Origin of the sequence: Bacillus tequilensis KCTC 13622, assembly GCF_000507145.1 — a bacterium.
Classification (GTDB): domain Bacteria; phylum Bacillota; class Bacilli; order Bacillales; family Bacillaceae; genus Bacillus; species Bacillus tequilensis.
Genome location: NZ_AYTO01000028.1, coordinates 60,043 through 74,549, shown reverse-complemented (window position 1 = coordinate 74,549; position 14,507 = coordinate 60,043). Strand labels below are relative to the sequence as shown.

General features: G+C 43.0%; 14 protein-coding genes. 12 read left to right on the top strand and 2 right to left on the bottom strand.

Going from position 1 to position 14,507, the window contains the following annotated elements; all coding sequences use genetic code 11:
• Positions 1–46: 46 nt before the first annotated feature.
• The 6 genes from tuaD to V756_RS01000000122090 all read left to right on the top strand — a co-directional run bounded on the left by tuaD (position 47) and on the right by V756_RS01000000122090 (position 6,911).
• The gene (gene tuaD / locus V756_RS0108170) at positions 47–1,432 is read left to right on the top strand and encodes a UDP-glucose 6-dehydrogenase TuaD (RefSeq protein WP_024714226.1); all 1,386 of its coding nucleotides are present in this window, start codon (positions 47–49) and stop codon (positions 1,430–1,432) included.
• A gap of 84 nt (positions 1,433–1,516) precedes the next feature.
• Positions 1,517–2,983, top strand: coding sequence for a teichuronic acid biosynthesis protein TuaE (gene tuaE, locus V756_RS0108165; protein ID WP_024714225.1), 1,467 nt, complete (start codon positions 1,517–1,519; stop codon positions 2,981–2,983).
• Positions 2,984–3,011: 28 nt separating this feature from the next.
• The gene (gene tuaF, locus V756_RS0108160) at positions 3,012–3,692 is read left to right on the top strand and encodes a teichuronic acid biosynthesis protein TuaF (RefSeq protein ID WP_024714224.1); all 681 of its coding nucleotides are present in this window, start codon (positions 3,012–3,014) and stop codon (positions 3,690–3,692) included.
• A gap of 23 nt (positions 3,693–3,715) precedes the next feature.
• A complete protein-coding gene (gene tuaG / locus V756_RS0108155; protein ID WP_024714223.1) occupies positions 3,716–4,474 on the top strand; it encodes a teichuronic acid biosynthesis protein TuaG in 759 nt (252 codons plus the stop codon).
• 28 nt (positions 4,475–4,502) lie between these two features.
• On the top strand, positions 4,503–5,690 hold the full coding sequence (gene tuaH, locus V756_RS0108150; RefSeq protein ID WP_081719810.1) for a teichuronic acid biosynthesis protein TuaH: 1,188 nt from the start codon (positions 4,503–4,505) through the stop codon (positions 5,688–5,690).
• 144 nt (positions 5,691–5,834) lie between these two features.
• Entirely contained in the window at positions 5,835–6,911 is a 1,077-nt protein-coding gene (locus tag V756_RS01000000122090; protein ID WP_032681962.1) for an MraY family glycosyltransferase, read from the top strand.
• 72 nt (positions 6,912–6,983) lie between these two features.
• Here V756_RS01000000122090 and V756_RS0108135 read toward each other — a convergent pair whose 3' ends face one another.
• Both V756_RS0108135 and V756_RS0108130 read right to left on the bottom strand, forming a co-directional pair.
• Positions 6,984–8,153 carry an LCP family protein gene (locus V756_RS0108135; protein WP_024714220.1) on the bottom strand — a complete coding sequence of 390 codons (1,170 nt, stop codon included), beginning with the start codon at positions 8,151–8,153 and terminating at the stop codon, positions 6,984–6,986.
• On the bottom strand, positions 8,153–8,806 hold the full coding sequence (locus V756_RS0108130) for a YigZ family protein (protein WP_024714219.1): 654 nt from the start codon (positions 8,804–8,806) through the stop codon (positions 8,153–8,155). Before V756_RS0108130 ends, V756_RS0108135 begins: the two co-directional genes overlap by 1 nt.
• Before the next feature lie 216 nt (positions 8,807–9,022).
• On the opposite strand from V756_RS0108130, the gene degS reads away from it, so the two are divergent.
• The 6 genes from degS (at position 9,023) to V756_RS0108100 (ending at position 14,434) form a co-directional block, all read left to right on the top strand.
• Positions 9,023–10,180 carry a two-component sensor histidine kinase DegS gene (gene degS / locus V756_RS0108125; RefSeq protein ID WP_024714218.1) on the top strand — a complete coding sequence of 386 codons (1,158 nt, stop codon included), beginning with the start codon at positions 9,023–9,025 and terminating at the stop codon, positions 10,178–10,180.
• Positions 10,181–10,262: 82 nt separating this feature from the next.
• Complete coding sequence (gene degU, locus V756_RS0108120; RefSeq protein WP_003219701.1) at positions 10,263–10,952, top strand: two-component system response regulator DegU; 690 nt, start codon at positions 10,263–10,265, stop codon at positions 10,950–10,952.
• 97 nt (positions 10,953–11,049) lie between these two features.
• The gene (locus V756_RS0108115) at positions 11,050–11,895 is read left to right on the top strand and encodes a DegV family protein (RefSeq protein ID WP_024714217.1); all 846 of its coding nucleotides are present in this window, start codon (positions 11,050–11,052) and stop codon (positions 11,893–11,895) included.
• A gap of 111 nt (positions 11,896–12,006) precedes the next feature.
• A complete protein-coding gene (gene comFA, locus V756_RS0108110) occupies positions 12,007–13,383 on the top strand; it encodes an ATP-dependent helicase ComFA (RefSeq protein WP_024714216.1) in 1,377 nt (458 codons plus the stop codon).
• A gap of 68 nt (positions 13,384–13,451) precedes the next feature.
• Positions 13,452–13,748, top strand: coding sequence for a late competence protein ComFB (comFB, locus tag V756_RS0108105; protein WP_024714215.1), 297 nt, complete (start codon positions 13,452–13,454; stop codon positions 13,746–13,748).
• Positions 13,712–14,434 carry an amidophosphoribosyltransferase gene (locus tag V756_RS0108100; RefSeq protein WP_024714214.1) on the top strand — a complete coding sequence of 241 codons (723 nt, stop codon included), beginning with the start codon at positions 13,712–13,714 and terminating at the stop codon, positions 14,432–14,434. Before comFB ends, V756_RS0108100 begins: the two co-directional genes overlap by 37 nt.
• Positions 14,435–14,507: the final 73 nt, after the last annotated feature.

Genomic DNA, 14,507 nt, shown 5'->3' with positions numbered 1-14,507 from the left:
ACCAATATAAATAAGAAGTTCATTTTACAGGAGAGGGATGAGCGCTGTGAAAAAAATAGCTGTCATTGGAACAGGTTATGTAGGACTCGTGTCAGGCACTTGCTTTGCGGAGATCGGCAATAAAGTGGTTTGCTGTGATATCGATGAATCAAAAATCAGAAGCCTGAAAAATGGGGTAATCCCCATATATGAGCCAGGGCTTGCAGACTTAGTTGAAAAAAATGTGCTCGATCAGCGTCTGTCCTTTACTAACGACATTCCGTCCGCTATTCGGGCGTCAGACATTATTTATATTGCAGTCGGAACGCCGATGTCCAAAACAGGTGAAGCTGATTTAACGTACGTGAAATCAGCGGCGAAAACGATCGGCGAGCATCTTAACGGCTACAAAGTGATCGTAAATAAAAGCACAGTCCCAGTCGGAACAGGGAAACTGGTTCAATCTATCGTTCAAAAAGCCTCAAAGGGAAGATACTCATTTGATGTTGTGTCTAACCCTGAATTCCTTCGGGAAGGCTCAGCGATTCATGACACGATGAATATGGAGCGTGCTGTGATTGGCTCAACAAGCCATAAGGCCGCCGCCATCATTGAGGATCTGCATCAGCCTTTCCGCGCTCCTGTCATTAAAACAAACGTAGAAAGTGCAGAAATGATTAAATACGCCGCGAATGCGTTTCTGGCGACAAAGATTTCTTTTATTAACGATATTGCAAACATTTGTGAGCGAGTCGGCGCAGACGTTTCAAAAGTTGCTGATGGCGTTGGGCTAGACAGCCGTATCGGCAGAAAGTTTCTGAAAGCGGGTATTGGGTTTGGCGGATCTTGTTTCCCAAAGGATACGACCGCGCTGCTTCACATCGCAAAATCAGCCGGATACCCGTTTAAGCTTATCGAGGCTGTCATTGAAACGAACGAAAAGCAGCGCGTCCACATTGTAGATAAGCTCTTAACTGTGATGGGGAGCATCAAAGGAAGAACGATTTCCGTTCTCGGATTGGCCTTCAAGCCAAATACAAACGATGTGAGGTCCGCTCCAGCTCTTGATATTATCCCGATGCTGCATCAGCTGGGCGCACATGTAAAAGCGTACGATCCGATTGCTATCCCTGAAGCTTCCGCGATTCTTGGCGAACAGGCCGAGTATTACACAGATGTGTATGCTGCGATTGAGGAGACAGATGCATGCCTCATTTTAACGGATTGGCCGGAAGTGAAAAAAATGGAGCTTGTAAAAGTGAATGCCCTCCTAAAGCAGCCAATCATCATCGACGGCAGAAATTTATTTTCACTTGAAGAGATGCAGGCCGCCGGATACATTTACCATTCTATCGGCCGTCCTGCTGTTCGGGGAACGGAACCTTCTGACAAGTATTTTCCGGGCTTGCCGCTCGAGGAAATGGCTAAAGACTTGGGGAGCGTCAATTTATAAAAAGAAAATGTGTTACTTGGTTGAAGCTGCTGGCTGCTAGGCTCGGCCGCCGGCTCCTGAAACATCAGGAAAGGGGTTAAACATGTGAGTATCAAACGTTCGGCGGTCCACACGCTTGCGTTACTGGCCGCAGCTATATTTGGAGTTCTCCTATTGCTGGGAGCCATCCGTCAAGATATAGGTTTCATGCAGATGGCTGCCCTGCTTGCGGTGTTGGCAATCGGTCTGTTTGCGCTGACGCTTGCCACTGCATTTACAACAAAAGAACAGCTCTTTATGGCTGTCATCTATATGTTGATCGCCTGCACTTTTTTAAATAATGCATTTTTCGCCATTCATCTCGGTTTTTTCAGTTTATTCCTTTACAGGCTTCTGCTCATTGCAGCTGGGTGCCTGCATGTGATCGGTATGGTTCGGAATCGAACACATATTGAAAGATGGAATGGGCTGCAAGTGAAAGGGATATTGCTCTTTTTCGCCTTTTGGTTTATATACGGCCTTGTTTCTCTGCTGTGGGCCAAGTCGGTAACAGCCGGCCTTAAATACTTGGCCTTATTGGCAATGGGAATCTTCTTCATTTACCTCATTGTCATGTACGTGCAAAAAATGGAGCGGCTGATGATTGTTTATTCCATTTGGCTGGTGATGACGGTATTCCTTATGGTCATTGGTTTTTACAATCATATCACCCACCATCATCTTGCGAGTTCCACGCTGTACAGCGGGCCGGAATATAAGCAGCATTATCCGACATCGGTCTTTTTTAATCAAAATGACTTTGCGACCTTTTTATCGATCAGCTTCTTTTTTTACATCACGATGGTCAAAAATATAAAGAACGGATACCTTAAGGCGATTGGCCTTGTGCTCTCGCTATGCGCGTTGTATTTAATTTTTGCTACTGGTTCAAGAGCCAGTCTTCTGGGGATTTTTGCAGGTGTTGCTGTCTATATCTTCATTGTATTGCCGCCTATCTTAAAGAAAATGGCCGTCTGGCTGTCAGCGGCGGGCATTGTCATTTTTGCCGTCCTTTTCGCCAGCAGAATGTATTCAAAGCTTTGGGAGCTGTTTCTGGCCCCGCAGACGCTGCATTCATTTCAAGACAGGCTTCCATCAAATGTGGCCCGTGCCAATCTGCTGAAAAACGCATGGCATTTTTTCCTTGATTCATACGGATTCGGAGTCGGAGCGGGGAATGTATCCTATTATCTTGAGCACCACGCTTTATATGATACTGACAATGTGGCAGAGGTGCACAACTGGCTCGTCGAAATTCTTGCTAACTTTGGCTTGTTCATCATGCTGGGATATGTGACGGTTTATGCCTACCTCATATGGGTGCTTTGCAAATTTTATGAAAGAAAATTAGAAAATCAGTCAAAACTGATCACAGAAGGGCTTATTACCGCTCTGGTCAGTTTCCTTGTATCCAGTATCAGCCCAAGTTCTGTTTCAAATTTATTTTTCCACTGGGTATTCCTGGCGCTCGTCATTGCCGCTGTGAATGTGTTAAGGCGATCCAGACAGATGCCTGAACCGATGTACAGATAAACAGACTACAAAAAGCAGGGAGACTTATATGAACGATATATTGATAAGAATAGCCCGGCGCATTAAAAAAAATATCATTTGGATCATAGCAGTGCCCATTATATTAGGTGCTGCGGGGTATATCCTGCCGACACAAATTGCTGATCAACAGAGCTATACTGCTGAGGACACTTTGGCTGTGGGAAGCTATGATCATCCGGTTTATAACAGCACAGAGGAAATTCCGCTTCTGCTCAAGAGCGACTCTTTTTTGAAGGAGGCGCTTCCTGACGAAAAGGAAGAAGAGTTGGCAGAGATCAAAGAAAATCTCACTATCAAAACAGAATCTAAATCTTTACTGACCTTGAGCTATAGCGACGAGGATAAGGATAGAACGGAAGCCGTCCTAAATGCCATTTCCTCAGCCTTTCTCAAAAACGATCAAAAACTGTACACAGAAAGAGAAGCCGTCATCCGCCGCAGCATAGACGCGCTTGAAGGCGAGAAGGTTAGCGAGGATTCCAAAGTCGATAAAGAGAGATTTTTGTATGAACTTAAAAACACACAGCTTAACTTGAAAGCGGCGAGTGTCACTGATTCTGAAACGGTAAGTGAGACAGCAGGCGGCGGATTATCTCCGAAAAAGAAAGCGGTTCTCGGCGTTATGATCGGACTTGCGATTGCCTTTATGTTCGTTGTCATTCCTGAATTTTTCAGGGAATTCTTTTAAAATCATACGATGGAGATGTGATCATGACCAATTGGAAACCTCTCGTATCTGTCATTACGCCTTCTTATAATGCGCATGACTATATTGAAGACACGATACAGTCAGTGTTAGAACAGAGCCATTCTCAATGGGAAATGATTATCGTGGATGATTGTTCAACAGATGGCACAGGAGACATTTTACAGCAGTATGAAAAGTTAGATGAAAGAATTCATGTGATTTGTCTGGAGGAGAACAGCGGAGCCGCAGTTGCGAGAAACAAAGCATTGGAGCGTGCTCAAGGGCGTTATGTCGCATTTTTGGACAGTGATGATAAATGGAAAAAAGACAAACTGGAAAAGCAGCTCGATTTTATGACGGAGCGTTCTTGTGCGTTTTCTTTCACAGGCTACAGCTTAATAGAGCAGGACGGGACCCCGCTCGATAAATATATTCATGCCCCTGAAAGCCTGACGTATGATGACGCCTTGAAAAATACGATTATCGGCTGCTTGACAGTGATGATTGACAGGGAGCAAACGGGGCAGATCCAAATGCCGAATATCAGAACGAGGCAGGACTTGGCTACATGGCTGTCTCTTTTGAAAAAAGGATTTACCGCTTATGGAATGAATGAATGCCTGGCTGAATATCGGCTTGTAGGCAATTCGATATCGAGCAACAAATGGAAGGCTGCGAAAAAAACGTGGTTTGTCTACAGGGAGATTGAACGTCTTCATTTCATCAAAGCAACGTGGTGTTTTGTTCAATATGCAAAAAACGCGGTGAAAAAAAGACTATAGCCGCAAACAGAGAGAAAAGGTGATGAAGGTGGAAACAAAAGAAGCGATCACTCATGTCATCGTTGCCACTGCTGAATGGGGAAAAGACCAATTAAGATACAGAAGGCACCGGCTCGCGGAGTTTCTAGCAGCTCAGGAGGAAACGAAGGAAGTGATTTGGGTATGTCCGGCTCCGCGTACTCAGGTGAAAGGATTTCAAGAAGTCCATTTAGGCATCAGGCAATTTGCTGTCAAAGACCTGCTGGAGAAAAAAATGTTTCGTTTCGGACGGTATACAGATGTCTTTTACAGGCATAAGCTCTCGCCATTACTTGATGAGCTTGCGGCTGCAAACGGTGAACGCTGCTGTTTATGGTACACGTTCCCGGGATTCCCGCTGCTGTCATCGCTGCATCCTTGGGATCAGGTCATTTATGATTGCAGTGACTTATGGGCGGCGCCGATCAGCGGCCGATCAAATCTGCTGTCTGAGTTCCGGCGAAAAGTCATTAAATCAGCGGAACTGAGAATTATACATCGTGCAGATTCCATTACCTGTTCCTCGGATTATCTTCACAAGGAAGTAAACAAAAAACTGACTGCGGGACGAGAAAAGGTGCATACTGTCGAAAACGGCGTTGAATACGAGCTTTTTTCTGCAAATAAAGCGGTTCCCGATCGCAGCATATTACAGGGAAGAGAAGGAACGGTATTAGGCTTTATCGGCGGGATTAAACCGAAGCTCGATTTTAAAATGATTGAAGAAGCCGCACTGCAAAAGCCTGATTGGACATTTTTGTGGGTCGGTCCGGATGCCACGAACGGCGACGTTTCGTTTCAAGAGCTGCTGAGGCTTCCTAATGTCATATGGACCGGTCCGGCAGATCCAAAGGATGTCCCTCATTATATGGAGCTTATTGACATTGGCATCATGCCATATAAAAACTCATCGTATAATCAAGCTGTGTTTCCGCTGAAACTATTTGAATTTTTAGCGGCAGGAAAACCTGTTGTCGGTTCTAATCTTCCATCAACCTCAAAAATGCAAAAGCCGTATGTGTACGAATATGTAGAAGGTGATCATCCAATTGATTTTATAGCTGCGTGTGAAAAAGTTCTTGGACAAAACGAAGACGAAACCTATAAAGAAATGCGCCGAAACATTGCCCGCACGCAAGATTGGGATTGCTTATTTAAACAAATTATGAAGTATACAGGGATTCAAAAACATGCGTAGTCCTATAAATTGGGATGCGCGTTTTTTGATAATACGTGTTTCTTTTTGATGAAGCTTGTTATAATAACTAAGGAGAAGGTATAATGGAAGGAACGGTTCTCTATATAAATAAAGACTTCATTTAATTCCAAAGGAGACTTCTTTATGCTTGACGAACGCATGATTCGCATTGTTGTTGCGTTTATTGTCTCGCTGCTGACAGTTTTAATCATAACCCCAATCGTAAAAAGGATTGCGATTAAAATAGGTGCAGTTGACCAGCCCAGCAATCGAAAAGTACATGACAAAATCATGCCCCGGATGGGCGGGCTGGCCATATTTATCGGTGTGGTAGCAGGTGTGCTTGCATCTGGCATATACACAGAAACAAGAATGACGGCCATTACGGCCGGAGCATTCATCATTATTGTGTTAGGTATTCTTGACGATAAATTTCAATTAAGTGCGAAAGTTAAGTTTTTGGTCCAGCTAGGTGTAGCCATCATGATTGTAAGCACCGGCTTAAAAATGGACTTTTTCTCAGTTCCTTTTTTAGCAGAACGATTTGAGTTAGGGTGGATGGCTTATCCGCTGACAGTATTATGGATTGTCGGCATTACAAACGCGATTAACCTGATTGACGGATTGGATGGCCTTGCAGCCGGTCTGTCAGTTATCGGCCTGTCAACGATCGCCGTTATGGCGCTATCCGGCGGAAAAGTGCTGATTCTGTCACTTTCATTGGTTGTCATCGCCAGCACGCTCGGATTTTTGTTTTACAACTTTCACCCGGCAAAAATCTTTATGGGTGATACAGGATCACTTTTTTTAGGGTATTGTATTTCGATTCTTTCATTATTAGGCCTGTATAAAAGCGTAACATTGTTCAGTATCGTTATCCCGATTATCATATTAGGCGTACCAATTTTTGATACAACATTTGCGATCATCAGAAGAATATTAAACAAACAGCCGATTTCGGCACCCGATAAGTCGCATATCCACCATAGGCTGATGGCCTTTGGCCTTTCACATCGGATGTCGGTCCTTGTTATTTATCTGATTGGCTTTATTTTCAGCATTAGTGCAATTGTACTCAAAAGTGCCACAATTTGGCTTTCTTTGTTTATTATCTTCGTTTTAGTCATTTTTATGCAGATCATAGCAGAAGTGACAGGACTCGTGAATGAAAAATTTAAGCCGTTTACAAAATTTTATAAACGGCTCGTGAAAAGAAATTAAAAAACTCCGGCTAGTGAGCCGGAGTTTTTTTGTGCGCAAAAATGCCCGATCCTCTAAAGGATCGGGCATTTTTTAATAGGATGAATCAGTGGTTGAATTCGTTGTACTGTTTGAGCTTGTGCTGCTGTCATTCGAATAGCTGCTTCCGCTCGTTGAACCGTCAGTTGTTGTGCTTTCATTTGTACCAGAACTGTCAGTGCCATAGCTGTCTGAGGTCGTGCTGTCAGTGCTGCTTTCTTCTGGTTTATAATGTAAATGCTCTTGGAGCGTTTTTTTGACTTTCTCCAGATTTGTGGCATCCGGTTCAAAGTAATACGTTTTTTTAGCCCCTAAGCCTAAATACAAATCAGAACCTGTAATGCTCAACGTGTCGATTTTCTTGCTGGTAAAGCCGCTGTAAATCTGCTGCAGCGCTAAACCTTCTGTAATGCGAATATTGGTTTCGACGTTTTCGCTGGCTTTTTCTGCGATTTTATCAATCTTAGCAATGTTGCTTGCGCTTGACATTTGGTCAATCAACGCATTTAAGATTTGTTTTTGTCTGTCATTACGCCCGAAGTCTCCGCGTTTATCCTGTTTTCTCATACGGGCATACGCCAAGGCTTCTTCGCCGTTTAAGTGCATTTCGCCTTTTTTGAAGTAGATCCGTTTGCTTTCATCAACGTCGCTTTTTTCATCGAAATCAAAAGGTACATCTACATCGATGCCGCCAACTTCATTAATTACATCTTTAAATCCGTCAAAATCGACTGTGACATATTTATCGATTGGAATTTGCAAGAAGTGTTCAACGGTTTCGACTGTCTCATCTTTTCCGCCTTTGCTGAAAGCGGCGTTAATCTTTGTTTTGCTTCCGGTTGTGTCACCGGCTAGCTGCACACGTGTATCACGCGGAATGCTCAGCATTTTCATGGTTTTATTTTTTGGATCAAGGGTAACGACAATAAGAGAATCGGATCTCCCTTTTTGCCCTTTGGTTGCGTAATCCTCTATCCCCATAAATAAAATAGAAAACGGTTTTTTCTTCATATCTACAACTTTGCTGCGCAGATTTGATTTATCTCCGCGGGAAAGGGCATCGTATGAATCATCCGCAGCGTTAATGGTCTTATAAAGTTTATATCCTCCAAGCCCTACAACTACCAATAATGCAAGGGCGAACAATAACATCATTCTTTTTAAAATTTTCCTGCGTTTGCTCTTTTTCTTTTTACGTACACGCACTCTAACGCGTTCAGCCATTATTCAGTCTCCTTTATATGATTGACGGCTTTTTCAAGATACGTCAACTCTCCCTCTTTAATATCACTCTTTCCATTTGTCAGTTCTGTCATCCACTCAGAAAATGCGTTTGTTTCTTTTTCTTCCACATAGGTTTCAAATTCAACATTTTCGGCATAATGGATTTCCTTTAACAGAAATTGTGATTCCCTTAACTCATTTTCAATCTTGCCAAGCCATGTGTAATCTGCGGAAGTATGCATAATCCGCATAAGCTTCCGTTCGACAACACCTATATGATTTAATCCTTCAGACACTGATTTCCCATAAGCGCGAATTAATCCGCCGGCCCCAAGTTTAATGCCTCCGAAGTATCGTGTAACGACGGCGCAAGTATCCTTAAGTCCGCGTTTTTTTAATACCTCGAGCATCGGTACTCCCGCTGTACCGCTTGGTTCTCCATCGTCATTGGCTTTTTGTATATGATCGTTCTCGCCAATTACGTAAGCCGAGCAATTATGAGTCGCATTCCAGTGCTGTTTCTTTATTTTCTGTATGAATTCCTGTGCCTCTTGTTCGGTAGAAACACGGCTTAAATGACAGATGAAACGCGATTTTTCTATAACAATCTCGTGTTCTCCTGCTTCTTTCACAGTAAAATAGCTGTGCAGCATGCTTGCTGACCCTCCTGCTAAGCATAAAAGACTGCCTATACAAATTTGTACAGTCTTTAGAATTTTTGTGCGTATTTTGTTATCATAAAGAATAGATGGAACATAAAATTGTTTTTTTCTAGAATATACGCATTCTTTCATTATAATTCGACACAATTTGCAGATCAATTACATTTATAATAAAAATATATGACAACGCCGTGACGGAGGGAAATTATGAATAAAACAAAGATGGATTCCGAAGTGCTGGATTCTATTTTGATGAAGATGCTGAAAACCGTTGACGGGAGCAAGGACGAGGTTTTTCAAATCGGGGAGCAGTCACGCCAGCAGTATGAACAGCTGGTTGAAGAACTGAAGCAAATTAAACAGCAGGTGTATGAAGTGATCGAGCTTGGCGATAAGCTTGAAGTGCAGACCCGCCATGCGCGAAACCGTTTATCCGAGGTCAGCCGCAATTTTCATAGATTCAGTGAAGAAGAAATTCGCAACGCGTACGAAAAAGCCCATAAGCTGCAGGTAGAATTGACGATGATTCAGCAGCGCGAGAAGCAGCTGCGCGAACGCCGGGATGATTTAGAGCGAAGATTGTTAGGCCTTCAGGAAATCATTGAGCGGTCTGAATCGTTAGTAAGTCAAATTACAGTTGTGCTCAACTACTTGAATCAAGATTTGCGTGAGGTCGGGCTGCTTCTTGCCGATGCTCAGGCAAAACAGGATTTCGGCTTAAGAATTATTGAGGCACAGGAAGAAGAGCGAAAAAGAGTCTCAAGAGAAATACATGACGGGCCTGCTCAAATGCTGGCAAATGTTATGATGCGATCGGAATTAATCGAGCGGATTTTCCGTGACAGGGGCACTGAGGACGGTTTCCAAGAAATTAAAAATCTCCGTCAAAATGTGCGGAATGCCCTTTACGAAGTGAGAAGGATTATATATGATTTAAGACCGATGGCCCTTGATGACCTCGGCCTGATTCCAACTTTAAGAAAATATCTATATACAACCGAGGAATATAACGGGCAGGTCAAAATACATTTTCAGTGCATTGGTGAAACAGAGGATAAGCGGTTAGCGCCTCAGTTTGAAGTTGCGCTCTTCAGACTCGCACAGGAAGCTGTGTCTAATGCGCTAAAGCATTCTGAATCTGAAGAAATTACAGTCAAAGTTGAGATCACAAAGGATTTTGTGATTTTAATGATAAAAGATAACGGCAAAGGGTTCGACCTGAAGGAAGCGAAAGAGAAGAAAAACAAATCATTCGGCTTGCTGGGCATGAAGGAAAGAGTAGATTTATTGGAAGGAACCATGACAATAGATTCGAAAATAGGTCTTGGGACATTTATTATGATCAAGGTTCCGTTATCTCTTTGACTATGATTTGTAAAATAGAGCCAAAAGGCATATTGACCGAAAGCTAGAGTATATAGAACAATAATACAAGGAGGCGTGGCTTGTGACTAAAGTAAACATTGTTATTATCGACGACCATCAGTTATTTCGTGAAGGTGTAAAACGGATATTGGATTTTGAACCTACCTTTGAAGTGGTAGCAGAAGGTGACGATGGAGACGAAGCGGCTCGTATTGTCGAGCACTATCATCCTGATGTTGTGATCATGGATATCAATATGCCAAACGTAAATGGTGTGGAAGCTACAAAACAGCTTGTAGAGCTGTATCCTGAATCTAAAGTAATTATTCTATCAATTCACGATGACGAAAATTATGTAACACATGCCCTGAAAACAGGCGCAAGAGGTTATCTGCTGAAAGAGATGGATGCTGATACATTAATTGAAGCGGTAAAAGTAGTTGCCGAGGGCGGTTCTTACCTTCATCCGAAGGTTACCCACAACCTCGTTAACGAATTCCGCCGCCTTGCAACAAGCGGAGTTTCTGCACACCCTCAGCATGAGGTATACCCTGAAATCCGCAGACCATTACATATTTTAACTAGGCGGGAATGTGAAGTGCTGCAGATGCTTGCAGACGGAAAAAGCAACCGCGGTATTGGCGAATCATTGTTTATCAGTGAGAAAACCGTGAAAAACCATGTGAGTAATATCTTGCAAAAAATGAATGTGAACGACCGGACGCAAGCCGTTGTGGTCGCTATTAAAAATGGCTGGGTAGAAATGAGATAGTATAAAATGAGACTTGCCTTTTACTAGGCAGGTCTTTTTTTAATTTTGTGTTTCCCTTACAATAGATTTATAAAGCATTAAGGCAGGTATTGAAGCTATGAATATTGCAATAGTAACAGACAGCACAGCATATATTCCGAAAGAAATGCGAGAACAACATCAGATACACATGATCCCTCTCCAGGTTGTTTTTGGGGAAGAAACTTATCGTGAAGAAATCGAACTGGACTGGAAAAGCTTTTACGATGAAGTAAAAAAACATGCAGCGCTTCCGACGACTTCTCAGCCGCCAATTGGCGAGCTGGTTGCTTTGTATGAAGAGCTTGGCAAGTCTTATGATGCGGTCATCAGTATTCATCTTTCCAGCGGGATCAGCGGTACGTTCAGCAGTGCAGCAGCGGCCGACACAATGGTCGACAACATTAAGGTGTATCCATTTGACTCAGAGATCAGCTGTTCGGCTCAGGGCTTTTACGCTCTTAAGGCTGCTGAATTAATCAAAAATGGAGTATCATCGCCGGAAGATATCATAAAAGAACTGGAGGAAATGAAAAAAACAGTCCGGGCGTATTTTATGGTAGATGATTTAGCCCATCTTCAGCGGGGCGGACGATTAAGCAGCGCCCAAGCCTTTATTGGGAGTCTTCTAAAAGTAAAGCCTATTCTTCATTTTGACAATAAGGTAATTGTGCCTTTTGAAAAGATTCGGACACGTAAAAAAGCGATTTCGCGAATTTATGAGCTTTTAGATGAAGATGCGCGTAAAGGGTTGCCTATGCGAGCTGCTGTTATTCACGCGAATCGAGAAGAAGAAGCGGCGAAAGTCATCGAAGAGCTTTCTGAAAAATATCCTCATGTTGAATTTTATAACAGTTATTTTGGCGCGGTTATCGGCACCCATTTGGGTGAGGGGGCGCTAGGAATTTGCTGGTGTTATAAATAACGAAAAATCTCCGTTTTCGCAGCGGAGATTTTTTTATATTTTTATTTTGATTGCTGGACAGTAAATATTCACTGAGTCATACTGTCTCGAAAGGAAGGAGGGTTATGCTGATTGCCGACTGTAAGGAACGTTTCTTTCTCAAAAGAATTGCAGCAGACGCTTCAAAGCCGCCATCTGCTCAGAACTGAACTCCCATTTTCCGATGAGCTGATTGAATGGCATATCGGGAATGGCTATATCGCCGCTCAAAACTCTATATCGATAAATAAACGGGGATATAGGTGTAATAGATGCGGCCAAAATGATCAGCGGTATTTTTCTTTTTATCACTCATCTGGAAAGAAGCAGATGTATTGCCGCTCCTGTGTCATGATGGGAAGGGTGAGTGAGAATGTGCCTCTATATTCATGGAAAGAAGAGAATGAAGCGAACTGGCTGCCTGTCAAGCTGACGTGGGATGGCAAGCTCTCAAGCGGACAGCAAAAGGCCGCCGATGTCTTAATCGAGGCAATATCAAAAAAGGAAGAGCTTCTCATCTGGGCGGTTTGCGGCGCTGGCAAAACAGAGATGCTATTCCCTGGTATAGAATCCGCGCTAAACCAAGGACTGCGTGTTTGCATTGCGACACCGCGCACCGATGTTGTATTAGAGCTTGCTCCCAGACTCAAGGCTGCCATTCAGGGCACTGACATTTCAGCGCTTTACGGAGGAAGCGAGGACAAAGGACGTATATCTCCGCTTATGATTTCCACCACACATCAGCTTTTGCGTTATAAAAACGCATTCGATGTCATGATCGTTGATGAAGTTGATGCCTTTCCGTATTCTGCTGATCAAACTCTTCAATTCGCTGTTCAGAAAGCAAGAAAGAAAAACAGCACTCTTGTTTACTTAAGTGCAACGCCCCCAAAAGAATTAAAAAGAAAAACATTGAACGGACAGTTACATTCAGTTCGGATTCCAGCGAGATACCATAAGAAACCTCTTCCGGAACCACGCTTTGTATGGTGCGGAAACTGGAAAAAGAAATTAAACCGAAACAAAATTCCGTCAGCGGTAAAAAGATGGATAGAGTTTCATGTGAAAGAAGGGAGGCCTGTTTTTTTATTTGTTCCCTCTGTTTCTGTTCTGGGAAAGGCAGCTGCCTGCTTTAAAGATGTTCATTGCCGAACCGCGTCTGTGCATGCAGAAGACAAGTGCAGAAAAGAAAAAGTACAGCAGTTCAGAGACGGCCAGCTTGATCTCTTACTCACAACAACAATACTAGAAAGAGGCGTCACCGTCCCAAAGGTGCAAACGGGTATATTAGGGGCGGAATCGCCTATTTTTACGGAAAGCGCACTAGTTCAAATCGCAGGAAGAACAGGTCGGCATAAAGAGCATGCTGGCGGTGATGTCATTTTCTTTCACTACGGTAAAACAAAGAGTATGCTGGATGCAAAAAAGCATATAAAAGAAATGAATGACTTGGCAGCCAAAAATGGATGAATATACTAGCCATTATTTGAAAACGTGGTACAGTATACTCATATGACCGATGATGAGGAGCTGTAAAAATGCTTGTCAATTCAAAAGAAATCGTAATGAAAGAACTGCTCGACCGATATATGGACCAGCTTCATATGACCTGCACTTGCGAGGTATGCAAAAACGATGTATTGGCACTTTCTTTAAACAAAGTTAGACCATCCTACGTTACTGATCTTAAAAAGATCGCATATTCGAAAGCGGAGATGGTAGATAAACAAAAAAACACGGCTATGCTTGTTATTTTGGCTGAATCTGCTGCTGTGGTATCAGAGAATCCAAGCGATTTATGCCAAACGAAGCAGGAGGGGGCGTTCATAAACTGATCTGTCTGCTATGCGATTCGCAATTTTCTCAAGCTGTTACATGGAGAGCACTTTTTTTATTAAAGCCTGACGAAAAGGTCTGTCATTCCTGCAGAAGCAAATTTGAAAAAATCACAGGACATATCTGCAGCCTGTGCGGCAGACCTCAATCCGTTCCTGCGGTATGCAGGGATTGCGAGGCATGGAAATCGAGGATCAGTCGCAGCTTGCTGCTCCGCCAAAACCGTTCAGTTTACACATATAATGATATGATGAAAGAAACGCTCTCCCGTTTTAAATTTAGAGGAGATGCAGGAATCATAAATGCATTTAAAACTGACTTTTCTTCAACCTTTTCAGAGGTATACCCCGATAAGCATTTTGTTCTCGTTCCAATTCCGCTGAGCAAGGAACGGGAGGAAGAGCGCGGATTTAATCAGGCTCAGCTCTTGGCAGAATGTTTAGACCGGCCTATCCGCCGCCCCCTCATCCGCTTGAATAATGAGAAACAGTCAAAGAAAAAGAAAATGGAACGCCTGTTTTCAGCGCGCATTTTTGACACGAAAAACAACTCAGTTAAAGGTATGAATATCATTTTAATAGACGATCTTTATACAACAGGCGCCACTTTGCATTTTGCAGCGCGCTGTTTATTAGAGAAAGGAAAAGCCGCTTCAGTGGCATCCTTTACCTTGATCAGAAGCTAAATGATTCTGTTTTTATGCCGATATAATCATTAGAAATCAACACAGGTATATTATCGAATAAGGAGAAATAAAG